Annotated in this window: 23 protein-coding genes and 1 pseudogene; 19 read left to right on the top strand and 5 right to left on the bottom strand. The window is 31.2% G+C overall.

Translation table 11 applies throughout. The features are described 5' to 3' along the window. Positions 1-42 precede the first annotated feature (42 nt). From ABNK64_RS09540 to ABNK64_RS11235, 3 genes and pseudogenes are all read right to left on the bottom strand, one after another. A complete protein-coding gene (locus tag ABNK64_RS09540) occupies positions 43-1,272 on the bottom strand; it encodes an AAA family ATPase (RefSeq protein ID WP_349764208.1) in 1,230 nt (409 codons plus the stop codon). A 181-nt stretch (positions 1,273-1,453) separates the two neighbouring features. Further along, positions 1,454-2,263, bottom strand: coding sequence for an HAD family hydrolase (locus ABNK64_RS09535; RefSeq protein WP_291254976.1), 810 nt, complete (start codon positions 2,261-2,263; stop codon positions 1,454-1,456). 47 nt (positions 2,264-2,310) lie between these two features. Then, positions 2,311-3,627, bottom strand: a pseudogene (locus tag ABNK64_RS11235) (MATE family efflux transporter). A 102-nt stretch (positions 3,628-3,729) separates the two neighbouring features. On the opposite strand from ABNK64_RS11235, the gene ABNK64_RS09520 reads away from it, so the two are divergent. The 17 genes from ABNK64_RS09520 (at position 3,730) to ABNK64_RS09440 (ending at position 21,317) form a co-directional block, all read left to right on the top strand. Next, positions 3,730-4,539 (top strand): MerR family transcriptional regulator, encoded by an 810-nt coding sequence (locus ABNK64_RS09520; protein ID WP_291254977.1) that lies wholly within the window; start codon positions 3,730-3,732, stop codon positions 4,537-4,539. A gap of 46 nt (positions 4,540-4,585) precedes the next feature. Beyond that, positions 4,586-5,140, top strand: a complete 555-nt coding sequence (locus ABNK64_RS09515) for a chromate transporter (RefSeq protein WP_349764207.1) — start codon at positions 4,586-4,588, stop codon at positions 5,138-5,140. A gap of 2 nt (positions 5,141-5,142) precedes the next feature. Further along, the gene (locus ABNK64_RS09510; RefSeq protein WP_349764206.1) at positions 5,143-5,757 is read left to right on the top strand and encodes a chromate transporter; all 615 of its coding nucleotides are present in this window, start codon (positions 5,143-5,145) and stop codon (positions 5,755-5,757) included. Between the two features lies 1 nt (position 5,758). Beyond that, the gene (gene coaE / locus ABNK64_RS09505) at positions 5,759-6,343 is read left to right on the top strand and encodes a dephospho-CoA kinase (protein ID WP_291258643.1); all 585 of its coding nucleotides are present in this window, start codon (positions 5,759-5,761) and stop codon (positions 6,341-6,343) included. Between the two features lie 4 nt (positions 6,344-6,347). Next, positions 6,348-8,510, top strand: coding sequence for a U32 family peptidase (locus ABNK64_RS09500; protein WP_349764205.1), 2,163 nt, complete (start codon positions 6,348-6,350; stop codon positions 8,508-8,510). 3 nt (positions 8,511-8,513) lie between these two features. Next, complete coding sequence (locus ABNK64_RS09495) at positions 8,514-9,011, top strand: phosphatidylglycerophosphatase A family protein (RefSeq protein ID WP_291258645.1); 498 nt, start codon at positions 8,514-8,516, stop codon at positions 9,009-9,011. Positions 9,012-9,026: 15 nt separating this feature from the next. Beyond that, positions 9,027-10,232, top strand: a complete 1,206-nt coding sequence (locus ABNK64_RS09490; protein ID WP_349764204.1) for a competence/damage-inducible protein A — start codon at positions 9,027-9,029, stop codon at positions 10,230-10,232. Between the two features lie 3 nt (positions 10,233-10,235). After that, positions 10,236-10,787, top strand: coding sequence for a helix-turn-helix domain-containing protein (locus tag ABNK64_RS09485; RefSeq protein WP_291254984.1), 552 nt, complete (start codon positions 10,236-10,238; stop codon positions 10,785-10,787). 28 nt (positions 10,788-10,815) lie between these two features. After that, a complete protein-coding gene (locus tag ABNK64_RS09480; protein ID WP_349764203.1) occupies positions 10,816-13,320 on the top strand; it encodes a DegV family protein in 2,505 nt (834 codons plus the stop codon). Positions 13,321-13,575: 255 nt separating this feature from the next. Continuing rightward, positions 13,576-14,502: a PTS sugar transporter subunit IIA gene (locus ABNK64_RS09475; RefSeq protein WP_349764202.1), complete on the top strand. Its 927-nt coding sequence runs from the start codon at positions 13,576-13,578 to the stop codon at positions 14,500-14,502. A gap of 55 nt (positions 14,503-14,557) precedes the next feature. Further along, positions 14,558-15,838 carry an ArsB/NhaD family transporter gene (locus tag ABNK64_RS09470; protein ID WP_300341172.1) on the top strand — a complete coding sequence of 427 codons (1,281 nt, stop codon included), beginning with the start codon at positions 14,558-14,560 and terminating at the stop codon, positions 15,836-15,838. 116 nt (positions 15,839-15,954) lie between these two features. Continuing rightward, positions 15,955-16,938, top strand: a complete 984-nt coding sequence (gene bioB, locus ABNK64_RS09465; RefSeq protein ID WP_349764201.1) for a biotin synthase BioB — start codon at positions 15,955-15,957, stop codon at positions 16,936-16,938. Further along, the gene (gene bioD / locus ABNK64_RS09460; RefSeq protein WP_349764200.1) at positions 16,928-17,611 is read left to right on the top strand and encodes a dethiobiotin synthase; all 684 of its coding nucleotides are present in this window, start codon (positions 16,928-16,930) and stop codon (positions 17,609-17,611) included. The genes bioB and bioD overlap by 11 nt, the downstream gene beginning before the upstream one ends. Before the next feature lie 3 nt (positions 17,612-17,614). After that, entirely contained in the window at positions 17,615-18,982 is a 1,368-nt protein-coding gene (gene bioA / locus ABNK64_RS09455; RefSeq protein ID WP_502878730.1) for an adenosylmethionine--8-amino-7-oxononanoate transaminase, read from the top strand. Beyond that, on the top strand, positions 18,975-20,093 hold the full coding sequence (locus ABNK64_RS09450) for an aminotransferase class I/II-fold pyridoxal phosphate-dependent enzyme (protein ID WP_349764199.1): 1,119 nt from the start codon (positions 18,975-18,977) through the stop codon (positions 20,091-20,093). The genes bioA and ABNK64_RS09450 overlap by 8 nt, the downstream gene beginning before the upstream one ends. Next, positions 20,071-20,655: a pimeloyl-ACP methyl esterase BioG family protein gene (locus ABNK64_RS09445; protein ID WP_349764198.1), complete on the top strand. Its 585-nt coding sequence runs from the start codon at positions 20,071-20,073 to the stop codon at positions 20,653-20,655. Before ABNK64_RS09450 ends, ABNK64_RS09445 begins: the two co-directional genes overlap by 23 nt. Continuing rightward, the gene (locus tag ABNK64_RS09440; RefSeq protein ID WP_291254992.1) at positions 20,652-21,317 is read left to right on the top strand and encodes a methyltransferase domain-containing protein; all 666 of its coding nucleotides are present in this window, start codon (positions 20,652-20,654) and stop codon (positions 21,315-21,317) included. Before ABNK64_RS09445 ends, ABNK64_RS09440 begins: the two co-directional genes overlap by 4 nt. Positions 21,318-21,388: 71 nt before the next feature. Here ABNK64_RS09440 and ABNK64_RS09435 read toward each other — a convergent pair whose 3' ends face one another. Beyond that, positions 21,389-22,252, bottom strand: a complete 864-nt coding sequence (locus tag ABNK64_RS09435) for a DUF4438 domain-containing protein (RefSeq protein WP_349764197.1) — start codon at positions 22,250-22,252, stop codon at positions 21,389-21,391. A gap of 149 nt (positions 22,253-22,401) precedes the next feature. Between ABNK64_RS09435 and ABNK64_RS09430 the strand changes: the two genes are divergently transcribed. Further along, on the top strand, positions 22,402-22,671 hold the full coding sequence (locus ABNK64_RS09430; protein WP_291254994.1) for an ACT domain-containing protein: 270 nt from the start codon (positions 22,402-22,404) through the stop codon (positions 22,669-22,671). A gap of 19 nt (positions 22,672-22,690) precedes the next feature. Continuing rightward, positions 22,691-24,049, top strand: coding sequence for a PFL family protein (locus tag ABNK64_RS09425; protein WP_291254995.1), 1,359 nt, complete (start codon positions 22,691-22,693; stop codon positions 24,047-24,049). 85 nt (positions 24,050-24,134) lie between these two features. Here the strand turns inward: ABNK64_RS09425 and ABNK64_RS09420 are convergent, their stop codons facing one another. Continuing rightward, positions 24,135-24,908, bottom strand: a complete 774-nt coding sequence (locus ABNK64_RS09420) for an alpha/beta fold hydrolase (RefSeq protein ID WP_349764196.1) — start codon at positions 24,906-24,908, stop codon at positions 24,135-24,137. Positions 24,909-25,142: the final 234 nt, after the last annotated feature.

Below are 25,142 nucleotides of genomic sequence, written 5' to 3'. Positions count from 1 at the left end.
CTTCAACAAAAATGTTGAAAACTCCCTCTATTTGGCTATTTTTTATTTTTTGTAAAAACTCACAGCTGAGTAGTTACCTATACTGATAAATGTGGTATGAAAAAAACTCATAATCTCTTTGTTAGGTATTCTAATACTATAAATATCCGAAGTAATTTTTTCTTTCAAAGTCAGATACCCAGAGTATAGCATTAGGGAATAAATTTCATTTTCCGCTAGGTGAGTGTGAACTTCTACATTACTATCTACTCTAGTCAGTAACTCTTCTTTATTAAAAAGTTTTTCTAAATTTTTAAAAACCTCTTGATTACTATTTTTTAATATTTCTCTAATTAAATAGTTAGAAGATGTATTTACCCAAAAAGGACTCAGTTCTTTCACTCTCACAAAGTGTAAAATACTCCAAGGGTTATATACCTGAGTATTACCAAAGGTATATCCATTATACCACTCTCTCACATCATCAAGTTTATATTCTACTTCATAATATTTTAATATTTCCTCTACTTCATTTTCTAAAAGTCCAAAGTACTTACTGTATTCATTTTCTAAAATCGTATTAGAGTAAAAATTATTTAAGTCAGAAAATATTCCAGCTTGTGCTACTCTAATTATTCCTGTTAGTACTCCCATTTGTAAAGTTTCATTACTTTTTAAAACATCACCATAAAACATTTTAAAAAATTGTAAAGCTTCATTATAGTAACCAAATTCGTGAGCAGTAAGAAGAGGAGTATCATATTCATCTATTAATACAATAACTTTTTTGTCATAATACTTTTTTAAAAACTCGCTTAAATCTTTAAGCCCTCTAGAAAAATCTGCTTCCTTTTTTTCTAACCATATGTTGTCAAAATCTTTTAACTCTTTTTGATTTAAAACTTCTCTAACATGTACAAATTTATTAAACTCTTTTGCTAAAATTCCTCCTACTTTTTTTAACATTTCAGTATATGTTGAAACTTTTAGCCCTTTAAGAGTAATAAAGATAACAGGATATTTACCCTGCTCTTCAATGACAGGAGAGCTTTCTATGTATAATCCACTGAATAATTTTCTATTCTCTATTTTATTTCTAATATCAAAAAAATATTTTAACATAGACATATTAAGGGTCTTACCGAATCTTCTAGGACGACAAAAAAGTTTTATCTTGGCTTTATCATTTAAAATCTCTTCAATAAATTTGGATTTATCAACGAAGTAACAATCTTGTGTAATGACATCTTTAAAATCATCATTACCTATACCAATACCCTTTTTGTTAAACATATTCTCACCTCATTTCTTTCTATTCAAGTATATTATATCATTTTTTATAGGAAAATATAAGTGGATTAATAGAAAGGGGTGTAGTAAAATATATTAAAGAAAAAAACTTTTTGGAGAATAAGATAAAAGAAGAAAAAATCAAGGATAAAAAATTTATCCTTGACTTAAATAAATAAAACTATTATAAAATATCTTTAAAATGTTCTTTTACTGTTTCTAAGACACCATTGTTATTGTTATCTTTCTCAGTTACGAAGTTTGAGATCTCCTTTAATTTAGGGTGAGCATTTTTCATTGCATAACTGTATTTTCCAGATTTCATCATAGAGTAATCATTTAAAAAATCACCAAAAATCATAGTCTCGTCATACTTAATATCAAGATTTTTTTGAGCCATCTCAACAGCTGTTCCTTTACTAGTATCCAATTTTCCTAAATCTAGCCAAACATTACCAGAAACAACAACTTGGAATCTCTCCTCTAGATCTTTAAAGTAAGTATAACTATTTTTCTCTGCTCCTATAAAGTCACAAATAGCAATTTTAAATATCTCATCATTGATCTCGCTTAAATCATCAAGTACCTCAATTTTGTTGTAGTATTTAGTGATCTCACTTTCAAAATCATATTTATCATTTAAAAAGACAGATTTTTCAACAAATGCAGATGTTTTTCCACATAGTACTGGAAGAGCTCCATCTATATTTTTACAGATGTTCAAAAGAAATAGTACATCCTCTTTTTTCATAGTATTTGAGAAGATCTCCTTCTCCTTATACATAACACAAGCTCCATTTTCACTGATAAAAAGCATACTATCTTTTATCTCTTTAAATCTCTCCACGAGATTACAATAAGGTCTTCCACTAGCTACTGCAAAAATGACACCATTCTCAGCTAATTTTTTTTGTATTGTCCAAAACTCTTCGTTAATTTCATTTTTATCATTTAACAGAGTACCATCCATATCAGTAATTACCAATTTAACCATAATTCCTACCTCTTCATATTTTTAATTTTTTTATATTATAGCATAAGTTAATATTTTTTTGAAAGAGGATTGTAGTTTTTCATAAAAATATAGGAAAAAGCTAAAGTTAGAAGTTCTGCTACAAACATTGTTAACCAGATACCATTTACTCCTAAAATTTTTGGTAGTAAAAAGATAGAGATAATCAGAAATATTACTCCACGTAGCATAGTTATAATTGTAGATATTTTAACTTGGTCTATAGCTGTAAAATATCCAGCTGTAAAAATATTAAAACCACAGATGACATAGGCAAAACTATAGACAGTGAGAGCGTTCTTAGTAAGAGCTATGTCGTTGCTATCTGTCAAAAAGATAGATACAATTTCAAAGGAGAATAGGTTTATAAGTCCGTAGAATATGACACCTAAAGTTCCTAAGATAAAGAAACTTTTTTTGATGATTTCAAAAATTTTGTCATACTCCTTTGCTCCTAAATTAAAACTTAAAATAGGCTGAACTCCTTGGTTGAATCCTATCATCGTCATTGTGATAAAAGATGAGATATAACCAATTATACCAAAGGCAGAGATCCCTTTATCTCCAAGCTCTCTCAAAATAACTAAGTTAAAAACAAAGATAGAGATACCTGTTGAGATTTCAGCTAGAAATTCAGCAAAACCAACCTTCATAATTTTAAAAAGATTTAAAAATGAGTATTTAATCTTTGTAAACTTAATTCTCTTAGTTTTAAAGAAAATATAGTAAAAAAGTAAAGATGTAGTAGTTACTTGAGATATACCAGTAGCAAAGGCAGCCCCTTTAATTCCCCAGTGAAAGATAACCACGAAAATATAATCAAGAAAAAGATTTACAACTCCCCCAATTATAACACAGATAGTTGGATATACAGGATTTCCATCTACTTTAATATATATCTCTAAAGCATATCCAGTCATATAGCATACACAAAATAAAATAATTACACTTAGATACTCTTTTACATATGGATACAGTGTTCCACCTCCACCTAAGAAGTGTATTATAGGATCCATAAAGATAGTTATGAGTATGGAGATGAGTATTCCACAACTTAATAGAGAGTAGACAGCAGTGGTAAAAATTTTATTTCCAGCTGTTCAGTCACCTTCACCATAATGAATAGCAATCATTGTAGAACTTCCAATGGCTATCATTATTCCAATAGCAAATGTAAGATTAAGAAGAGGCATAGTGATATTAACCCCTGCAAGACCCAAAGCTCCGACAAATTTTCCTATGAACATTCCATCTACCATAGTGTAAATAGTGAAGATCCACATAGATACAACAGAAGGAATTGCATATCTTAAAATTGTCCTGAAAATAGTTTTTTCTTGTTTCATAATAAGATCACTCCTAATAACATAAATTATATATAATATTGTAAACCTTAGAATAGTTCAAGAGTCAAGAAAAATATGATATAATATATTTGAGGTGGCCATATGAAGAGATTATATAAGATAGGAGATATAAGTAGACTTTATGGTATAAGTAATGATATATTGAGACACTATGAAAAAATAGGGCTATTGATACCAGATACAAGGGGAGAGAATGGATATAGGTACTATTCAGAAAAGCAACTTTGGAAATTAAACAATATTAGAAGTTTGAGAAGTTTGGGATTGGGGCTAGGTGAGATTATTGATTTTTTAAATAATAGAAGTGTAGAGAAAACTAAAGAGATGATAGATTTTCAATTGGAAAAGATCAATGAAAACTTAGAAAAACTTCTAAATTTAAAAAAAGAACTGGAGTTAAAAAAAGAGAATATAAGATATTATGAAAAGTTTTCACAATATGAAAAGATAGAGGTCATAGAGATACCACGAAGATATATTCTATTGAAAAGAGGAAGTTTCAAAGAGGAGAGTGAGATCAATTTAGAATTAAAAAAATTGAAAAGAAAATCTGATGAGGACAATGATTTCATCTTTAGTGAGAGCGAGATAGGAACTATCATAAGATTTGATGATTGGAATAGTAATAGATACTATAATTACAGTGGAACATTTATCATAACTAAGGAGAAGACAGAAAACTATATAGAGGCTGGAAGATATCTAACATATTTTTTTTGTGGAGATTATGACAAAATGGATGAACACTACACTAAAATAAAAGATTATATAGGAAGAATGGGCTATAAGGTGTGTGGAAATATAATAGAGTTATACCATATAGAGATGCATATAACTGAGAATAAGAGTGAGTATGTAACTGAAATACAAATTCCATTGGAAAAAATTTGAGAAAAATTATATAATATAGAGTAATTAAAAATATTAGGAGAAAATTATGGTAAGGGATAAAAAATTTTATTGGAAACTTTTTTTGTCAACGTTTTATCTGAGTGCATTTACATTTGGTGGTGGTTATGTAATTGTACCTCTGATGAGAAAAAAATTTGTAAATGAGTATAAGTGGATAGAGGAGGAGGAGATGATAGATTTGATAGCCATAGCACAATCATCTCCAGGAGCTATTGCAATTAACTCTTCCATCATAATTGGTTATGAGTTGGCAGGACCGATAGGAGCAGGGATAACTTTGCTAGGAACAGTACTTCCTCCACTTATAATTGTATCTATAATCTCTCTTTTCTACATTGCTTTTAGAGATAACCTCATAGTAAATGGAGCTATGAAAGGAATGCAGGCAGGAGTAGCAGCTATAATTGTAGATGTAGTTTTTAATTTGATAGGAGATATAAGAAAGTTAAATGATAAATTCTCTACATATTTGATGGTTGGAGTTTTTATTGCTACATTTTTTATAAATATAATAGCTATAATCTTAATATGTGGAGTTTTAGGTGTAGCCTATAAGTACTATGAGAGAAAGAGGGGATAGGTGTGATATATTTACAACTTTATTGGAGTTTCTTTAAAATTGGATTTTTCAGTATAGGAGGGGGATATGCTTCACTTCCACTTATAGAGAAAGAGGTCGTAGAATTACATGGTTGGCTGACAATGACTGAGTTCACAGATATAATAACAATATCTCAGATGACACCTGGACCAATAGCTATCAATAGTTCAACTTTTGTAGGTACACAGATAGGTGGATTATTAGGAGCTATTGTAGCAACCTTAGGCTGTGTCACACCCTCATTTATTATAGTTTTGTTTTTGGCATATATCTATGTAAAGTATAAAAATGTGAGTGTAATCGCTGATGTACTCTATGGATTGAGACCAGCAGTTGTTTCACTCATTGGAGTAGCAGGACTTTCAATTGTGATGTTAGCCTTCTTTGGTGAGAAGAAATTAGAGGTTTTAGAGTTTTATATGGATAGAATAGGAATTCATCTAACTTTAGGAAAAATATCTATCAATTGTATTGCAATTATATTTTTTATAGTATGTTTATTAGCTTTGAGAAAATATAAGTTAAACCCTGTATATGTTATGATAGGGAGTGGAGTAGCTGGTGCAATAATTTATAATTTGTTGGGAGTAGTGTAAAATGATAGTTGGATTGACAGGTGGAATAGCTAGTGGAAAATCAACAGTGAGTAATTTTTTTAGAGCTTTGGGAGTAAAAATTGTTGATGCAGATCTAGTAGCTAAACAGATAAGTGAGAAAGAGGAGATAATAAAAGGTATTATAGAGATCTTTGGAACAGATATATTAGATGAAAACAGAGAGATTTCAAGAGTAAAATTGAGAGAAAAAGCTTTCAAAAATAAAGAGTTATTAGGAAAATTAAATCTTTTAATACATCCAAGAGTGATTGATTACTTTGAACAGAGCAAAAAAAATACACCTGAAGAGGAGATTGTAATTTTTGATGTACCTCTTTTGTATGAGGCACATATGGATAAACTTTGTGATAAGATTATAGTAGTAGGAGTAGGAAAAGAGTTACAGATAGAGAGAATAATGTTGAGAGATGGTAGCAGTAGAGAGATTGCTGAAAAAATAATATCTTCTCAGATGTCTCTTGAAGATAAGATGAAAAGAGCAGATATTGTAATTATGAATGAAGCTGGACTGGAAGAGTTAAAAGAGAGAGTAATATCTGTGTATAAAAAATTAAAAGAGAGGTAATCGAATGAAAATAGTAGCCCCAGCGGGAAATATGGATAGATTTTATGCAGCTGTGAAAGCAGGAGCTCAAGAGATATATATGGGACTTAAAGGTTTTGGAGCAAGGAGAAATGCTGAAAACTTTACCCTTGAAGAGTATAAAGAGGCATTGGACTATGCTCATAAGAGAGGTGTAAAAATATTTTTAACATTAAATACAATAATGTTTGAAAAAGAGATGGAGTTTTTATACCCAAACTTAAAAGTGCTTTATGAACATGGTTTAGATGCAGTAATAGTTCAAGATTTAGGATATTTTAAGTATATGAAAGAGAATTTTCCTAACTTAGAATTCCATGGAAGTACACAGATGACAGTTGGAAATCACTATGAGGCTGAGTATCTGAGAAAGCTTGGATTTACAAGAGTTGTACTACCAAGAGAGATGTCTTTTGAGGAGATAAAATCTATAAGAGAGAACACAAGTATTGAGTTAGAGATATTTGTTTCAGGAGCTTTATGCATATGCTACTCTGGAAATTGCTATATGAGTAGCTTTATAGGAAGTAGAAGTGGAAATAGAGGTATGTGTGCTCAACCTTGTAGAAAAAAATATGAGAATAGTGAGGGAGAGAAGGGGTATTTACTAAGCCCTAAGGATCAATTACTAGGTTTTGAAGAGATAAAGAGATTGAAGGAGATAGGGATTGAAAGCATAAAGATAGAGGGACGTATGAAGGATCCCAACTATGTTTTTGAGACAGTATCATACTACAAAGAGTTGATAAATGGAGTAAAAGTTCAAGAGAAGAGTTCAGAACTATTCAATAGAGGATATAGCAAGGGGTATTTCTATGGAAATGATAACTATATAATGAATAGAGATTACTCATTTAATTTAGGTAAAAACTTGGGAGTTTTAAATGGTAAGGAGTTAAAACTGAAGAGTAAAGTCATACTAGGAGATGGAATCATATATCTTTCAAAAGATTTTGAAAAATTAGGTGGAGGATATATAAATAAGATAGAGCTAAAATCAGGAGATATGAGTAAAAAAAGTGCTGAATCTGGGAATATAATAGTGATGAGAGATGTTCCAAGAGGAAGTAAGTATGTTTTCAAAAGCTATTCTAAAGAGGTAAATGATGATGCTCAGAGTAGAATGAAAAAAGAGGAGCAAAGATTAGTTATCAATGGTAAGTTTAGAGGGGAACTAGGAGAGGTTCCAATGTTGGAATTGAGTGCTCTAAATAATCGTGGTATGGAGATAAAAGCTGTAGTCTATGGAGAGAAAGCTTTAGAAAAAGCTAGTAAAAAGGCTGTAACTGCTGAAGAGATAAGAGAAAAGGTATCAGAGATGGGAGAGAGTACATTCTCTTTAGGGGAGTTTGATTGTGAGTTAGCTGAAGGAATTTTTATGCCTATGTCACTTTTAAAATCTTTAAAAAGAGATTGTATAGCAGTATTAGAGGAGAAGTTAGTAGCTAGTTACAGAAGAAAAGCACCTGTAAAAAGAGAATTTACTGTTGAGCAAGAGACAAAGAGAAGAGTAGAGCTTGTGGCAATTGTATCTAATTATGAACAAGAGATGATAGTCAAAGAGCACGGGATAGATAGAATTTACAAAAGAGGAATTGATATTGCTAGAGAGGGAAAATTACAGGATCAAGATTTAAATAGTAAGTTGGCATCAAACCTTTATCAACTACTTGAAAATAATAATGATAAGGTGATGGTAAACTGGAATCTAAATGTAACAAATAGATATGCAGTGGAAGTTTTAGCAGAAACAGGAAAGGTAGAGAGTGTAATACTTTCACCAGAGATTAGTTTTGAAAAGATAAAAGAACTTGGAAAAACATCTGTAAAAAAAGCAATTTTAGGATATTCAAAGTTGAAGGGAATGTATATTGAGTTACCTCTATTTGAAAATGATAGAGAGATATTAAAAAATGATGAAGGAGATATCTTTACAGCTATAAAAAATGACAGTGGGAATACAGAGATATACCTAGACAGACCTTTAAATATACTAAATGATTTAGCTAAGTTAGATGAACTATTGATAGATGAAGTTGTCTTAGAATTTAGTATTGAAACTGGAGCAGAGGTAGAGAAGGTCTTAACAGATATGAAAAATAGAAAAGGCTTCTATAAACCATATAATTATGAAAGAGGAGTGTACTAAACTATGTCTAAAAAAACAGTGAGAAATTTAGGAACTTGGTTTGGATTGGGAGATTTACCAAAAGCCCCAGGGACTTTTGGAACTTTAGGAGGGATTCCTGTATTTATATTTTTATCTTTTATAAGAGGTTTTTTTCCGAATAATATGGTGTACAACTCATTTTATTTTATGTTTTTAATGACTTTCTTTGCAATCTCCGTATATGTTTCTGATATTTGTGAGAGAGAGATTTTTAAAAAAGAGGATCCACAAAATGTAGTAATAGATGAAGTTTTAGGATATTTAACAACACTTTTTTTGATAAATCCAGTAGGTGTGTATCAAAATATTGTAGCTATTGTTTTGGCTTTTGTAATATTTAGAATCTTAGATATTACAAAGATAGGTCCAATTGATAGAGCTCAACACTTTGAAAATGGAGTTGGAGTGGTATTGGACGATTTCTTAGCTGGAGTGATAGGAAACTTTATAATGGTTTGTATTTGGACAATTTTCTTTTAGGGGGAGTAGTTAGTTATGAAAGTAGGAGTTATACTTGTAGGGACAGAGCTACTAAATGGTGGAATGATAGATACTAACAGCATCTATATAGCTGAAGAGTTGAATAAATATGGCTTGGAGATGGAGTTTAAAATCGTAGTTAGAGATTTTAAAGATGAGATATATAGAGCTATTGATTACTGTAAAAAAAATGTAGATTTGATAATAATGTCTGGTGGACTTGGTCCAACATTAGATGATATAACTAAAGAGGTAATTGCAGAGTATGTAAATAAACCTTTGGTGGTAGATGCTGAGGAGTTAGAGGAGCTAAAGGATAAATTTATCAAAGGTGGATATACATTTACAGAGATAAATAAGAAAGAGGTTGAAAAACCTGAGGGATCAGTAACTTTTAAAAATGATGTGGGAATGGCTCCAGCTGTATATATAGATGATATAGTTGCTTTTCCTGGAGTTCCTAGAGAGTTATATAATATGCTACCAAAATTTTTAGCTTGGTATACAAAAGAAAAAAATTTAATAGATGATGAGATATATATTAAAGATCTAATAACTTATGGTATGCCAGAATCTATATTAGATAAGGAAGTAAGGGAGTTTTTTACAGAGGAAGGGATATATTATGAGTTCCTTGTAAAGGACTATGGAATACTAATTAGACTGCAAAGTAAAAGAAGTAATAAAAATAAAGTGGAAAAAATCATAAAAAAGATATATAATAAAATAGGTAAGTTTATCTTTGGAGAAGATAATGATAGATTAGAAGGAAAAGTTGTTGAGTTATTAAGAGAGAATAAATTAAGTATTTCAACAGCTGAGTCTTGTACTGGTGGAATGTTAGCAAGTAGATTGATAGATGTTTCAGGAGTATCTGAAGTTTTTTACGAAGGGATAGTTTCATATAGTAATGAATCAAAGATGAAAAGACTTGGAGTAAAAAAAGAGACACTTGAAAAATACGGAGCAGTAAGTGAGGAAACTGTAAGAGAGATGGTTATGGGATTACAAACAGATGTTGGACTTGCTACTACAGGAATAGCTGGACCAGAAGGAGGGACTGAAGAGAAACCCGTAGGTCTTGTATATATGGGAATAAAAATAAAAGATAGAGTATATGTAGAGAAGAGAGTTTTTAAAGGAGATAGGAATAAAATAAGAGAGAGAACAGTATCTCACACTCTTTTTACTCTGATAAAAATTTTAAATGAGGATGTGTGATAGATGAGCAGTATAGGTGAAAGAATAAAAAAAAGTAGAAATGATAGAGGCTTGTCCTTGAGAGAATTGGCAACAAGAGTGGAATTGTCAGCTAGTTTTTTATCTCAAATAGAGCAGGGAAAGGCATCTCCTTCTATTGAAAATTTAAAAAAGATTGCTACATCTTTAGATGTAAAAGTTAGTTATCTAATAGAAGATGAAGAAGAAAGACAGAATACAGAATTAGTTAGAAAAGATGGAAGAAAGTATATAGAGAGTCTAGATTCAAATACTAAGATGGCTTTACTAACAACATCTAATATAGATAAGGCTATGGAACCTATACTTTATGAAATAGGACCATTTGGAGAGAGTGGTAGAAGTTATTACAGTCATCATGGAGAAGAGTTCATATACATAGTAGAGGGAAAGTTAGATGTATATATAGATGATGTTATTCACAGTTTGAACGAGGGAGACAGCCTATATTTTAAATCTAGTCAAAGACATAGATTTAAAAATAATACAGATAAAACTACGAAGGCTATATGGGTTGTAAATCCACCTTCATTTTAATAAAAGTTTACGGAGGTAAAAATTTAGTATGAAATTAGAGATAAAAGTGTTAAACTCAATGAGATTAACAAAACTTTTAATAGCTGCAAGTAGATGGCTTTCAAAATATGCAGATATTTTAAATGATTTGAATGTTTATCCTGTACCAGATGGAGATACAGGGACAAATATGTCAATGACACTACAAGCAGTAGAAAATGAGTTAGTGAAACTAAATCACGAGCCAAATATGCAGGAGCTTGTAGAGATAGTGTCAGAAGCTGTACTTTTAGGTGCGAGAGGAAACTCTGGAACAATCTTATCTCAGATAATCCAAGGGTTCTTAAGTGCTATTAAAGATAAAGATGAAGTAGGAGTAGAGGACGCTATAAAAGCTTTTGAAATGGCAAAAGAGAGAGCATATCAAGCTGTATCACAACCAGTAGAGGGAACAATGCTAACTGTAATCAGAAGAGTAGCAGAGGAAGCAGCTGTATATGAAGGGGATAGAGATGATTTTATCTTATTCTTAGTACATTTAAAAAATGTAGCTAAAGAAGCAGTAGAGGAGACACCAAACCTTTTACCAAAGTTGAAAGAGGCTGGAGTTGTAGACGCTGGTGGTAAGGGAATTTTCTATGTACTTGAGGGATTTGAGAAGTCTATAACTGATCCTGAAATGTTAAAGGATCTAGAGAGAATAGTTCAGTCTCAAGCTAAGAGAAAAGAGAGAATGGAATATACTTATCAAGAGGCTGAAGATATAAAATTCAGATACTGTACAGAGTTTATAATAGAAGAGGGGAACTTTGATCTTGATGGGTACAAAAAAGAGATTATGAATCTAGGAGACTCAATGGTTTGTGCACAAACTACATCTAAAACTAAGACTCATATCCATACAAACAACCCAGGTCAAGTATTAGAGATAGCTCTAAGACATGGACAGTTAAATAATATAAAAATTGAAAATATGTATTTCCAACATAAGAATCTTTTAATTAGTGATAAAGATATTGAAAATGGAGAAAAATATATAATAAAGAATGAAAATTCAGAAAGAGTAGCATATTTTGCTATTGTAGATAACAAAAATCTTGGAAACTACTATCTTGAAGCTGGTGCTACAGGGGTATTGATAGGTGGACAAACACAAAACCCAAGTGTACAAGATATAGAGGAAGGATTGAAAAATATAAGTTGTGAAAAGATCATAATTCTTCCAAATAATAAGAATATCATCTCAACTGCTAAGATTGCTGCAGAGAGATCAGAAAAAGAGGTACTTGTAGTTGAAACTACAACAATGTTAGAAGGGTACTATCTAATAAAAAATAGAGATGAAAAATTAGACGAGCTATTGAAGAGAGTTAAAAATAACTTCTCAATAGAGATCACACAAGCTGTTAGAGATACTAAGGTAGAGGATTTAGTGATCAAAGTTGGAGAGTATATAGCTATTATCAATGGAAAAATTAAAATGAAAGCTGATACTTTAGCAGATTTAAATGAGAAATTGATAAAAGAGTATGTATCTTCAGATACTTTAGAGGTAACAATCTCTTATGGAAAAGATAATAATAAAGAGGCTAATGACATTTTTAATCAACTATCTTCAGTTGAGAAAAAAGAGTTATACAGTGAGCAGGAGAATTATCCATACTATATCTATATTGAAAATAGAGATAGAAACCTTCCAGAGATAGCTATTGTTACAGACTCAACATCTGATTTGACACCAGAACTAATCGGAGATCTAAATATAGATATTATCCCACTAAAAGTAAAATTAGGTGATAATTACTATAGAGATGGAGTAGAATTGAGTAAAAAAGAGTTTTGGAAGAAGATTGTAAGTGAATCTATAATTCCAAAGACTTCTCAACCTTCACCAGCAGAGTTTAAAGAGATTTATGAGAGATTATTTAAGAAGGGATATAAAAAGATTATCTCTATACATATCTCAAGTAAATTGAGTGGAACTCAGCAGGCAGCTAGAGTTGCTAAAGGTATGGTTAAAAAAGGTGAGAACATAACAATAGTTGATTCTAAAGCTGTTGCTATGTCATTGGGATACCAAGCTTTAGAAGCAGCAAGAATGGCAAAAGAGGGAGTAAGCGAAGAGACTATCCTAAATAGATTGTATCAACTTCAAGATAAGATTAAACTTTATTTTGTTGTAAATGAGATCAGCTATTTAGAAAAAGGTGGTAGAATAGGAAGAGCTTCTTCTATAATAGGAGGATTTTTAAAAGTAAAACCTATTTTAAAACTGGAAAATGGAGAGATTTCAGTTCAAGGAAAAGCTTTTGGAGAAGCTGGAGCTGCTGGTTATATGGAGAGATTAATAAAGGCAGAGAGCAAAAAAACAAGTATGATAATGTATACAGCTTGGGGTGGAACTAATAAAGAGCTTTCAAGTGCTGATGAGATAAAAAATCAACAGAGTGGAAATAGTAAAATAGAGTACAGAGGAAGATTTGAGATCGGAGCAACAATTGGATCACATACAGGTCCTGTATTTGGATTTGCAATTATTCCAAAAATAATGTAGTAAAAAAAGAGGAGTGTAGAGACTCCTCTTTTTGCTAATAAAACTGTGGCTTTCTTCAATAAAAAATATAAATTTTATAATTTTTTATAGTGTTATAAAATAAAAATATTTGCTTATTTGGAAAAATAGGAGTATACTTTAAATAATTAAACTAAATGGGAATGACTTATGATAGTCATTTTTTTATTGAATCATAAATTAACATTGTTTTTAAATTTTTTAAAATATTATAACTTAATTAAGGAGAGTGGAAATATGAAATTTTCAAGTTACCTAGATCCGAATCTAATTTTTACAGATCTGAAAGGAAAAAATCCTGAAGAAATAATAGTAGAAATGATAGAGAAAATTGCTGAAAAGGATAAAAAGGTAAAAGCTTCAAAAACTTTAATTGAAGAAGCTGTTATAAAAAGAGAGAAAGAAATTTCTACTGGAATAGGGCACGGTATTGCTATTCCTCACGCTAGAATCGAGAATTTAAATGATTTTATTGTTGCAATAGGATTATTAGATGAAGCAGTTGAGTGTGAAATTGCTGCAACTCACCAAAATGATAAGGTAAATCTTGTATTCTTAATAATTTCAGACGTATTAAAAAATAAAAACATCTTAAAAGTTATGAGTGCTGTTTCAAAATTAGCTTTAAAACAGGGAGATCTTTTAGAAAAAATAAAAGCTGAGAGAAATCCTAAAAAAGTTATAGAGTATTTCAATAAAGCTAATATAGAGTTTGAACACAAAATAGTAGCAGAAGATGTATTGAGTCCAGATGTAAAACCTGCTACACCAGACAATACTTTGGAAGAGATAGCTAAAAGATTGATATTAGAAGAGACTAGTGGTTTACCAGTGGTGGATAAAAATGGAAAGTTTTTAGGAGAGATCACAGAGAGAGAGTTAATAGATTATGGTATGCCTGAATATCTATCTCTTATGGGAGACTTGAACTTTTTAACAGTAGGAGAACCATTTGAAGAGTATTTGATGAATGAGTCAAAGGTTACAATAGAGAAATTATACAGAGTTTCAGATGAGATAGTTATAGATGGAAAAACACCAATAATGGAGATCTGCTTTATTATGGTAAATAAAGGAATAACTAGATTATATGTTGTAGATAATGGAAAATATCATGGAATGATAAAAAGATCAGACATAATTAAAAAAGTTTTACATATCTAATATTGATAATATCGTGTATAGCGGGGGGAGATGAACTAAGGAGGAAAATAAAAAAATGATACATATAGTAATAGGATTGGTAGTTTTTATTGTGGTATTCTACTTGATGATAACAGAGAAAGTACCACAAGCTTGGGCAACAATGTTAGGTGGATTAATAATGGCATTGGTTGGAATAATTGATGAAGAAAATGCACTAGAGGCTATATCAGAGAGACTTGAAATTTTATTTCTTTTGATTGGTATGATGATAATTGTTCACTTGGTATCTGAAACAGGGGTATTCCAGTGGTTTGCAATTAAAGTAGCTCAATTAGTAAGAGGAGAACCATTTAGATTGGTAGTTCTTCTAGCTGTTGTAACAGCTCTATGTTCAGCATTTTTAGATAACGTTACAACAATATTGCTAATGGCTCCAGTATCTATCTTATTGGCAAAGCAATTAAAACTAGATCCTTTCCCATTTGTAATAACAGAGGTAATGTCTGCAAATATTGGTGGATTGGCTACATTAATAGGTGACCCTACACAGTTGATCATAGGAGCAGAGGGAGGATTAGGATTTAACTCATTCTTACTAAATACAGCACCAATGTCAATTATAGCTATGATTATCTTAATAGCTAATGTGTATATAATCTATGGTAGACAGATGAGAGTTTCAAATGAATTGAAAGCAAGAATTATGGAATTGGATTCATCAAGAAGTTTGAAAGAACCAAAATTATTGCAACAAGCAGCAGTAATTTTTGCTCTTGTATTAGTAGGATTTATATTAAATAACTTTATAAATAAGGGACTTGCAATAATCTCATTATCAGGAGCAATATTCTTGGTAGTTATTGCTAAAAGAAATCCAAAGGATATATTAGAACATGTAGAGTGGGAGACACTATTCTTCTTTATAGGATTGTTTATGATGATTAGAGGAATAGAAAACTTAAACATTATAAATATAATAGGAGATAAAATTATACACTTAACAGAAGGTAAATTTGATCTAGCTGTTATAGCTGTAACTTGGTTGTCAGCAGCTTTTACATCTGTAATAGGAAACGTTGCCAATGCAGCTACTGTCTCTAAGATTCTAGGTGTTATGATACCTTCATTTGATGGACTAGGAAATACTCAGGCTTTTTGGTGGGCATTATCATTTGGTTCATGTTTAGGTGGAAATATAACTATTCTAAGTTCTGCAACTAACGTGGTTGCTGTTGGAGCAGCAGCAAAAGCTGGATGTAAAATAGACTTCTTTAAATTCTTTAAATTTGGAGGACTTATAGCTTTTGAAACACTATTAGTTGGAACATTATATCTATACGTAAGATATATGTAATTAAAAGGATTAAAAAAAACAAATAAATGTGTTAAAATATGGAGTGGAGTAAAATTCACTCCTTTTATATTTCCAGAGAATTAGTAGTAGATTATAAAGTACTGGGAGGAAATGACTTGAAAAATTTTATAAAAAAACTAAAAGAAAAGATATTAAAAGAGGAAAACATAGAGTATGAAGAGGCAAAAGAACTTTTAAAGATATCAGTAGATGATACAGAGATGTTAGATGAGCTGTGTAATTCAGCAAATGAGATAAGAAAAGTATTTTGTGGGGAGAGATTTGATCTATGTACTATTACTAATGCAAAATCTGGAAGATGTAGTGAAGATTGTAAATATTGTGCTCAATCTAAATATTTTAAAACAGGAATAGAGGAGTATTCACTAATATCTAAAGAGAAAGCTCTAGAGGAAGCTAAAAAAGTTGAGAGTGAAGGGGCTCATAGATACTCTCTAGTAACAAGTGGGAGAGGAATTGGGAAAAATTCTAAAGAGATTGAGTTATTAGAGGAGACATATAATTTGTTAACTAATGATACAAAGTTATCCCTATGTGCTTCACATGGAATATGTGATGAAGAGGTATTGAGAAGATTATACAGAGCTGGGGTGAAGACTTATCACCATAATTTAGAGACTTCAAGAGATTTTTATGGGAATATCTGTACAACTCATACTTATGATGAGAGAATAAACACTATAAAATTGGCTCAAAAAGTTGGGTTACAAGTGTGTAGTGGTGGAATTTGGGGACTGGGTGAAAGTGATGAAGATAGGTTAAAAATGGGATTTGAATTAAAAAGACTCGGTGTTTTTTCAGTTCCAATCAACATATTAACTCCTATTCCAGGAACACCTTTAGAGAATAGTAAACCGGTGAATGAGAAAGAGATATTGAGAATGATTGCAATCTATAGATTTGTTTTACCCAAAGCTTATTTGAGATATGCAGGAGGAAGAATTAAACTGGGAGAGCTTCAAGAAAAAGGGATAAAGTCTGGAATAAATTCGGCACTTACAGGAAATTTCTTAACAACTACAGGAACTACAATCCAAAAGGACAAAGAGATGATAAGGAGAAATGGATATGAAGTTTGATAGAGGTTTTTTTATAATAGGAACAGATACAGATATAGGAAAAACTTATGTGAGTTCTCTGTTGTACAAAGGGATAAAAGAGGTTGAAGGGAGTTATTACAAACCTATTCAAAGTGGTTGTATCAGAAGAGATGGAGAGCTATATGCTCCAGATGTAGAGTTTGTATGCTCTATGAATGAAAAAGAGTATGACAAGAATATGGTGACATATACCTTAGAAGCAGAGGTTTCACCACATCTAGCTAGTGAGTTAGAAGGCATTAAGATAGATATTGAGAGAATAAGAGAGGCTTGGATCGAATTAAAAGAGAAATATAGATATATGTTGGTAGAGGGAGCTGGTGGTCTATATGTACCATTAATAAGAGATAAATTTTATATTTTTGATTTGATAAAAGAGCTAGATCTGCCAATTATCTTAGTGTGTGGAAGTAAAGTTGGGGCAATCAATCATACAATTTTGACGATAGAAGCTCTAAAAAAAATGGGTATATCTATTCACGGATTGGTATTTAATAGAGTGAGTGAGGATCTAGAGTCAAATTACTTTGAAAAAGATAATATAGATGTGATATTGAAATTGAGTGGAATAGAGAGATCTCTATTGGTAAACTCTGGTCAGAGAGAGATTCCTAAAGAGGAGTTACAAAGATTTTTGGAGATAGAGGTATAGATTATGGAAAGATTAAGTGAATTACAGAAAAAGGATTTAAAATATATTTTTCACCCTTGTTCTCAAATGAAAGACTATGAAGAGTTGCCACCTATGGTTATAAAAAAAGCTGAAGGGATATACTTAGAAGATGAGTTTGGAAATAGATATATGGATTGTGTATCTAGCTGGTGGGTAAATCTTTTTGGTCATTGTAATCCTAGAATAAACAAGGTTATCAAAGATCAAATTGATAGTTTAGAGCATGTTTTATTTGTAAATTTTTCACATGAACCTGCTATAAGATTGAGTGAAGAGCTATCGAAGGTAGTTCCCAAAGGAATTGAAAAATTTCTATTTGCTGATAATGGATCTTCAAGTATAGAGATGGCATTAAAACTTAGTTTTCAATATCAACAACAGAAAGGGAATGTAGGAAAAACAAAGTTTATATCATTGACAAATGCCTACCATGGAGAGACTGTTGGAGCATTGGGAGTTGGTGATATAGATATATTCACAAAAACATATAGACCATTGATAAAAGAGGGAATGAAAGCTGAGAAGCCAGAGTGCTATAGATGCCCCTATGGAGAGAATTTTAACTCTTGTGATGCACAGTGTTTTGAAAAGATGGAGGAGCTCATAGAGAAAAATCATCAAGAGGTGTCAGCTGTTATAATTGAACCAGTAGTTCAAGGTGCTGGTGGTATGAGGATATACTCACCAAAATATATAAAAAAGTTGAGAGAGTTGACTTTAAAGTATGATATACATTTGATTGCTGATGAGATAGCTGTGGGATTTGGAAGAACAGGGAAGATGTTTGCTATGGAGCACTCTGGTGTGAGTCCAGATATTATGTGTATGTCTAAAGGGCTTACAGCTGGATATTATCCTATGGCAATAGTTGGAATAACTCAAGAGATCTATGATGGCTTCTATGCTGATTATTTAGAGGGGAAATCGTTTCTACACTCACATACATATTCAGGGAATCCAATAGGTTGTAGAATAGCTCTAGAGGTACTAAATATATTTAGAGATGAGAATATATTAGAGGTTATTGAGAGAAAAGGTAGATATCTAAGAGAGAGAGCAGAGTCACTGTTTAAAGATCATAAGTATATAGGTGAATATAGACAGATTGGAATGATAGGAGCATTGGAGTTTGTAGCTGATAAAGAGAGCAAAGAGCTATTTCCAAGTGAAGATAGAGTAGGATATGAGATATATAAGATAGCATTGAAGAAGGGGGCTCTATTGAGACCATTAGGAAATGTAATATATTTTATGCCACCATACATAATAACAGAGGAAGAGATAGACAAGATGTTAAGAATATGTAAAGAGTCTATTGATGAGTATATTAGTAGGAGAAAAAATGGATAAAAAGGTATTGGTAGAGGAGTTAAATAGATTGAAGGATAGCTCTAATTATAGAAGTTTAACTCTTCAGAATGAAAATGGCTTAAATCTATCATCTAATGATTATCTAGGATTGGGAAAGGATAGAAGTTTGAGAGAGGAGTTTTACAGAGATAATTTACCAAGATTGTCTTCGAGCTCTTCTAGATTGATAGATGGATCTTATGATGAGATTATGGAGTTGGAGAGAAGAGCAGAAGAGATATATGGAAAACCTTGTATTATGTTTAATTCAGGCTATGATGCAAACTCCTCTTTGATTGAAACATTTACTACTAAAGATACTCTAATTCTCACAGATAGATTAAACCATGCAAGTATCTATGATGGAATAATCCATAGTAAGGCTACTTTTCTAAGATATAAGCATTTAGATCTTAGGAACTTAGAGGAGTTATTAAAAAAATATAGTGAGAGATACGCTGATATTTTAGTAATTTCAGAAAGCATATACAGTATGGATGGAGATATTGCTGATATTGAGAGGTTGGTAGCTTTAAAAAAAGAGTATAACTTCACTCTTATGATAGATGAGGCTCACTCGTATGGAGTATATGGATATGGGATCACCTATAATTTAAAATTGGTAAAAGATGTAGATTTTCTTGTAATTCCATTGGGAAAAGGTGGTGGCTCAGTTGGAGCTATGGTATTTTGTGAAAGAGAGTTTAAAGAGTATATAGTGAATAGAAGTAGAAAATTTATATACTCTACAGCACTTCCACCTATCAATAGTTGTTGGAATCTTTTTATTCTCAATAAAATGAATGACTTTGAAGAGAGAAGAGCAAAGTTGGAGATATTGAAAAACTATACTTTAAAACTATTGAAAGAGAATGGCATAAAAACTGAATCAACTACACATATTATTAGTATAGTTATTGGAGATAATGAGAGAGTAGTTAAAATATCTGATAATATGAGGAGAAAAGGGTACATACTTTATCCAATAAAAGAGCCTACAGTGCCAAAGGGAACAGCTAGATTTAGAATTGGATTGAACCTGAATATAACACACTTAGAGATAGAAAAGTTTGTAGAGGAGCTAAGAGATGAAATTAATTCTGTTCTTTAATGGATGGGGTATGGATGAGAGAGTAGTAGAAGATGTAGATCTGCCTAATGACTATGTTATAGAGATTTTAAACTATCCCTATACAATCTCCACAGATTTAGATAGATATGAGGATATAGTACTTGTAGGTTGGTCATTTGGTTGTTACTACTTGAGTAAGTTTGTATTGAGTCAGAAGAGAAAATTTAAAAAAGTAGTGGCTATCAATGGAAATGGAGAGGTCATTGGAAAAAATGGAATCAATCCTAAGATGTTTGAGTATACACTATCTACTCTCACTCCAGAAAATCTATTAAAATTTTATAAAAATATGGGAATAGAGAGTGAGTTTAAGAAACCTCTAAAGAGATTTGAAGAGATAAAAGATGAGTTGGAATATTTTAAAGCTAATTATCTGCCTATTGAGAATGTGTTTACAGAGATGATAATAGGAAAAGATGACAGAATTATACCAAGTTTGAAGCAGAAAAGATATTGTGAGGAGAGAGGAATTTTGTATAAAGAGTTAGATATGGGACACTATCCCTTTGATATTATAAGATCTTGGGGGGAAATAGTATGAATTTTGATAAAAAATTTTCCAACTACGAGGAAAATGCTAAGGTACAGAAAGAGGTTGCTTTAAAGCTTGTGAAATTCCTACAGGAGAAAGGGGTAAAAAAAGATAAAAATGTCTTGGAGATAGGTTGTGGAACAGGTATGTTTACTAGAGAGTTTGTGAAAGAATTTACTCCTAAATCCTTAATCTTAAATGATATGTATGATATTCAAAATTATTTAAAGGGTATAAACTATGATAAATTTTTACTTGGAAATATAGAGGAATTGAGCATACCAAAAAGTGATTTAGTAGTCTCAAGCTCTGTTTTTCAATGGTTGAATAATTTTACTAAAGTGATGGAAGAGATTTCAAAATCTACTACTGAATTGGGATTTTCAATATATTTAGAGGGAAATCTAGAGGAGATAAAGGATCACTTTGGAGTTTCATTAAAATATCTTACACTGGATAATGTGGTTGAGATTTTAACAAGTCTCTACTCAAAAGTAAAGTGGAAAAAAGAGAGTATAGAGATAAACTTCCCAACTCCACTAGAAGCATTAAGACACTTGAAAAATACAGGAGTCACTGGATTTGAAAGAAGTAGTGTTGGAAAAATCAGAAGTTATAACAAGACTACTTTAACATATTCTGTTGGATATTTTTATTGTAGCTCTCTATAAAATAATTTAGTTTAATAAAAAAGGAAAAAATTACTAAGAGGTAATATTTTTCCTTTTTCTTTATGTTATATCTATTTAATTCCTAGATAATAGGCAATATTAGCATTTTTCTCTATTCTTCCTTTGATTTTAGAAGTAGGACAGCTAAGTATAGTTGTAACTCCAGGACCATGTCCAGCTTTGATGCAATCACTGTGTACAACAACTCCAATAGTTACAGATCCTTTTAGATAATCTCTACCAAAACAGTTGTTGCAATCTCTAAGTAAAACTAGATCTCCGAATCTAAGTTTATCAATACCATATTTTTCATTTGCCTCTTTATCTCCAGTCATAATATCATAATCTCCAGAAAATGCTGTAGAACTTCCAACTCCAGATCCCATAAGATATGGTGGAATCTCAGTGACAACTGGAACCTCAAGACAACCCTCATCACTTATTCTTATATCAAATTTTTCTAAAAGTTCTGGATCTATATTCATACAAGTAATATCTTCAAAGTTTTCAATCTTCAATCCTTGTCCATAAGCTTTTATTAAGATCTTATCGTCTAGAGATAATTTTTCAAGTGTTTCATCATCAAAATATACCAGAGTATGTTCAATACCACCATGACCTCCAGTGACAAAACCAGTAGCTCCTTTAGCATCACCAGAAACAATTTTAGCTGTATTACCAATACAAGCAAGTAACATCATAGCTGTATTTTCTGCCACATTTTCATTTCTAACACTAACTCCAGGCTCAATATGATCTCCTACCCACTTCATGCAAGAGTCTCCAACCTTTACATTGTAACATATACCACCAGTAGCTGGTAATATCATAGGTTCTCCCTCTCTACTTATTCTGTATGGTGAAGAAACAATAGGACTATGCACCTTTCCTCCAACTGATTGCATAACTAAATTCTCTTTGTTTGTTTTTATCATAACCTTCCTCCTAATGTTTAGACTCTTTTTATATCTTAATACATTTTTACTAGCAAGTAAAGATATATTATATTATTTGACATTTTCCCTATTTTGAGTTAATATCTTTTATATAACATCTATTAAAAATATTTTTGCAGGAGGCTTTTATGAAGTGTATTATAACTGTTGTAGGAACAGATAAAGTTGGAATTATTGCTAAAGTTTGTACATATCTATCAGAAGCAAATATTAATATTCTTGATATTTCTCAAACTATTGTAAGCGGATACTTTAATATGTTGATGATTGTTGATGCAGACAAAGCTACTAAACCATTAGAGGCATTTACAGATGATCTAATAAATATAGGTGACGATTTAGGGGTAAAAGTTACAGTTCAACATGAAGACATATTTAATTGTATGCACCGTATATAATAACTAAGGAGGATTCACAATGATTTCTAGAGTAGAGATTCAAGAAACAAATAGAATGATAACAGAGTCAAATCTAGATGTACGTACTATAACTATGGGAATTAGTCTTTTAGATTGTGCAGACCCTGATGTAGATGAGTTTAATAAAAAGATTTATAAAAAAATTACAACTTATGCAAAAGATTTAGTAAAAGTAGGAGATGAGATTTCTAAGCAGTTTGGAATACCAGTTGTAAATAAGAGAATATCTGTAACTCCAATAGCTATTGCAGCAGCAGGTTGTAAAACAGATTCATATGTAAGTATAGCAAAAACTTTAGATAAAGCAGCAAAAGATTGTGGAGTGAATTTTATTGGTGGATTTTCAGCACTTGTACATAAAGGATGCACTCCAGCAGATAGAATATTAATAGATTCTATACCTGAAGCAATGAAAGTTACAGAGAGAGTATGCTCATCTGTAAATGTTGGAACTTCAAGAAATGGTATAAATATGGATGCTGTTAAGAGAATGGGAGAGGTAATTGTTGAGACAGCAGAATTGACAAAGGATATTGATTGTTTAGGTTGTGCTAAACTTGTAGTTTTCTGTAATGCAGTTGAAGATAATCCATTTATGGCAGGGGCTTTTCATGGAGTTGGAGAGGCTGATTGTGTAATCAATGTGGGAGTAAGTGGACCAGGAGTTGTAAAAAGAGCTCTTGTAGAGGCAAAGGGAGCAGACTTTGAAACACTTTGTGAAGTTGTTAAAAAGACAGCATTTAAGATAACTAGAGCAGGACAGATAGTAGCACAGGAAGCAGCTAGAAGATTGAATGTTCCATTTGGAATAATTGACCTATCATTAGCACCTACACCAGCAGTGGGAGATAGTATAGCAGAGATATTTCAAGAGATGGGATTGGAACATGCAGGAGCTCCAGGAACTACAGCTGCCTTGGCTATATTGAATGACAATGTAAAAAAAGGTGGAGTTATGGCTTCATCTTATGTAGGTGGATTGAGTGGAGCTTTTATTCCAGTAAGTGAGGATCATGCTATGATAGAAGCAGCTAAAATAGGAGCATTGACATTGGAGAAATTGGAAGCAATGACTTGTGTTTGTTCAGTTGGATTAGATATGATAGCTATTCCAGGAGATACATCAGCTTATACAATCTCTGGAATAATTGCAGATGAGTCAGCAATAGGAATGGTAAATAATAAGACTACTGCAGTTAGAATTATTCCTGTAATAGGAAAGGGTGTAGGAGAGATGGTTGAGTTTGGTGGCTTACTAGGTTATGCACCAATTATGGCTGTAAATAAGTTTAAATGTGATGATTTTATAAAAAGAGGTGGAAGAATACCAGCTCCAATACACAGTTTTAAAAACTAGATTAAAAAATAGAAATATAAAAAAGTTACTTGTAATTGAGTACTACACCAATTACAGTAACTTTTTTTCTTTAATTTTATCTATCTTATTTTAATATATTTTTGAAAATAGAGTTAACTTTTCTAGGATTTTCAAGATTAGAGATGTGTCCAGCTTTCTTAACTCTATAGATTTTAGAATTTTTAACCTCTTTTTTCATTATTTCAGCTTCATAAAAAGGTCTAGGTAGATCATACTCTCCAGTGATAAAGTATGTTGGAACTTCAATAGAATTGAGAAGTTGTAAGGAATTTTCTCTTCCAAAGATTACCCTTCCTAAATTTACAATGGTATCTATCTTATCTTCAGGTATATTTTGTAACTTTTCTTTAAAATTTAAAAATAGCTCTCCATTTTTATCTATCATAGGACTAAAGAAAATAGGGGCAATCTTTTCAACTAATTGATCAGGTATTTTTCTATTTTTTTCAATGGTATCCAACATAGAGAAATAAAGATTTTTAGTCTGCTCAGGTTCAGCTCCAGAGAAAGAATCCATAATTATGATTTTTTCTATTCTATCCTTATCCAATTGATAAAGATATGGTGCTAACATCCCACCTACAGATAATCCTACATAGATATAGTTATCTACGTTTAAATTATCTAAAGTATTTTTAATAATCTCTGCCAAATTTTTTAGATCTATGATATTACTATTTTTTTCAGAATCTCCATGTCCAGGTAGATCAATAGCTATACATCTAAAACTATCTTTTAATAGATTTAGTTGAGGGAGCCACATATCTTTATCCCATAGATACGAGTGAATAAATACAACAGTTTTTCCTTTTCCAATATCTTTATATGCTAATTTCATAATTTATAACCTCCTGTAAATTATTAGAGATTATATCATATTGCTAAAAAAAAGAAAAGAAAAAATATAACACATGTAATTTTATAGATATAAAAATTATTCATCAATTATACTTATTTAAGATAAAAATATATGTTATAATTGAAAAAGATGATTGTTGAATCTGTTAACTTGAAATGAAAAAAAGGGAACAGATATGGAAATTGGTAATTAAATAATTTGTCTAAATTCATT

The organism is Fusobacterium sp. SYSU M8D902, from assembly GCF_040199715.1.
In the GTDB taxonomy this organism is placed as follows: domain Bacteria; phylum Fusobacteriota; class Fusobacteriia; order Fusobacteriales; family Fusobacteriaceae; genus Fusobacterium_A.
This window is presented reverse-complemented; position numbering and strand designations above follow the sequence as displayed.

Excerpts from the sequence above, each read along its gene's own strand:
- ABNK64_RS09540 (WP_349764208.1), bottom strand. The coding sequence starts at position 1,272 with ATGTTTAACAAAAAGGGTATTGGTATAGGTAATGATGATTTTAAAGAT.
- ABNK64_RS09535 (WP_291254976.1), bottom strand. The coding sequence starts at position 2,263 with ATGGTTAAATTGGTAATTACTGATATGGATGGTACTCTGTTAAATGAT.
- ABNK64_RS09520 (WP_291254977.1), top strand. The coding sequence starts at position 3,730 with ATGAAGAGATTATATAAGATAGGAGATATAAGTAGACTTTATGGTATA.
- ABNK64_RS09515 (WP_349764207.1), top strand. The coding sequence starts at position 4,586 with ATGGTAAGGGATAAAAAATTTTATTGGAAACTTTTTTTGTCAACGTTT.
- coaE (WP_291258643.1), top strand. The coding sequence starts at position 5,759 with ATGATAGTTGGATTGACAGGTGGAATAGCTAGTGGAAAATCAACAGTG.
- ABNK64_RS09500 (WP_349764205.1), top strand. The coding sequence starts at position 6,348 with ATGAAAATAGTAGCCCCAGCGGGAAATATGGATAGATTTTATGCAGCT.
- ABNK64_RS09495 (WP_291258645.1), top strand. The coding sequence starts at position 8,514 with ATGTCTAAAAAAACAGTGAGAAATTTAGGAACTTGGTTTGGATTGGGA.
- ABNK64_RS09490 (WP_349764204.1), top strand. The coding sequence starts at position 9,027 with ATGAAAGTAGGAGTTATACTTGTAGGGACAGAGCTACTAAATGGTGGA.
- ABNK64_RS09485 (WP_291254984.1), top strand. The coding sequence starts at position 10,236 with ATGAGCAGTATAGGTGAAAGAATAAAAAAAAGTAGAAATGATAGAGGC.
- ABNK64_RS09480 (WP_349764203.1), top strand. The coding sequence starts at position 10,816 with ATGAAATTAGAGATAAAAGTGTTAAACTCAATGAGATTAACAAAACTT.
- ABNK64_RS09475 (WP_349764202.1), top strand. The coding sequence starts at position 13,576 with ATGAAATTTTCAAGTTACCTAGATCCGAATCTAATTTTTACAGATCTG.
- ABNK64_RS09470 (WP_300341172.1), top strand. The coding sequence starts at position 14,558 with ATGATACATATAGTAATAGGATTGGTAGTTTTTATTGTGGTATTCTAC.
- bioD (WP_349764200.1), top strand. The coding sequence starts at position 16,928 with ATGAAGTTTGATAGAGGTTTTTTTATAATAGGAACAGATACAGATATA.
- bioA (WP_502878730.1), top strand. The coding sequence starts at position 17,615 with ATGGAAAGATTAAGTGAATTACAGAAAAAGGATTTAAAATATATTTTT.
- ABNK64_RS09450 (WP_349764199.1), top strand. The coding sequence starts at position 18,975 with ATGGATAAAAAGGTATTGGTAGAGGAGTTAAATAGATTGAAGGATAGC.
- ABNK64_RS09445 (WP_349764198.1), top strand. The coding sequence starts at position 20,071 with ATGAAATTAATTCTGTTCTTTAATGGATGGGGTATGGATGAGAGAGTA.
- ABNK64_RS09440 (WP_291254992.1), top strand. The coding sequence starts at position 20,652 with ATGAATTTTGATAAAAAATTTTCCAACTACGAGGAAAATGCTAAGGTA.
- ABNK64_RS09435 (WP_349764197.1), bottom strand. The coding sequence starts at position 22,252 with ATGATAAAAACAAACAAAGAGAATTTAGTTATGCAATCAGTTGGAGGA.
- ABNK64_RS09430 (WP_291254994.1), top strand. The coding sequence starts at position 22,402 with ATGAAGTGTATTATAACTGTTGTAGGAACAGATAAAGTTGGAATTATT.
- ABNK64_RS09425 (WP_291254995.1), top strand. The coding sequence starts at position 22,691 with ATGATTTCTAGAGTAGAGATTCAAGAAACAAATAGAATGATAACAGAG.
- ABNK64_RS09420 (WP_349764196.1), bottom strand. The coding sequence starts at position 24,908 with ATGAAATTAGCATATAAAGATATTGGAAAAGGAAAAACTGTTGTATTT.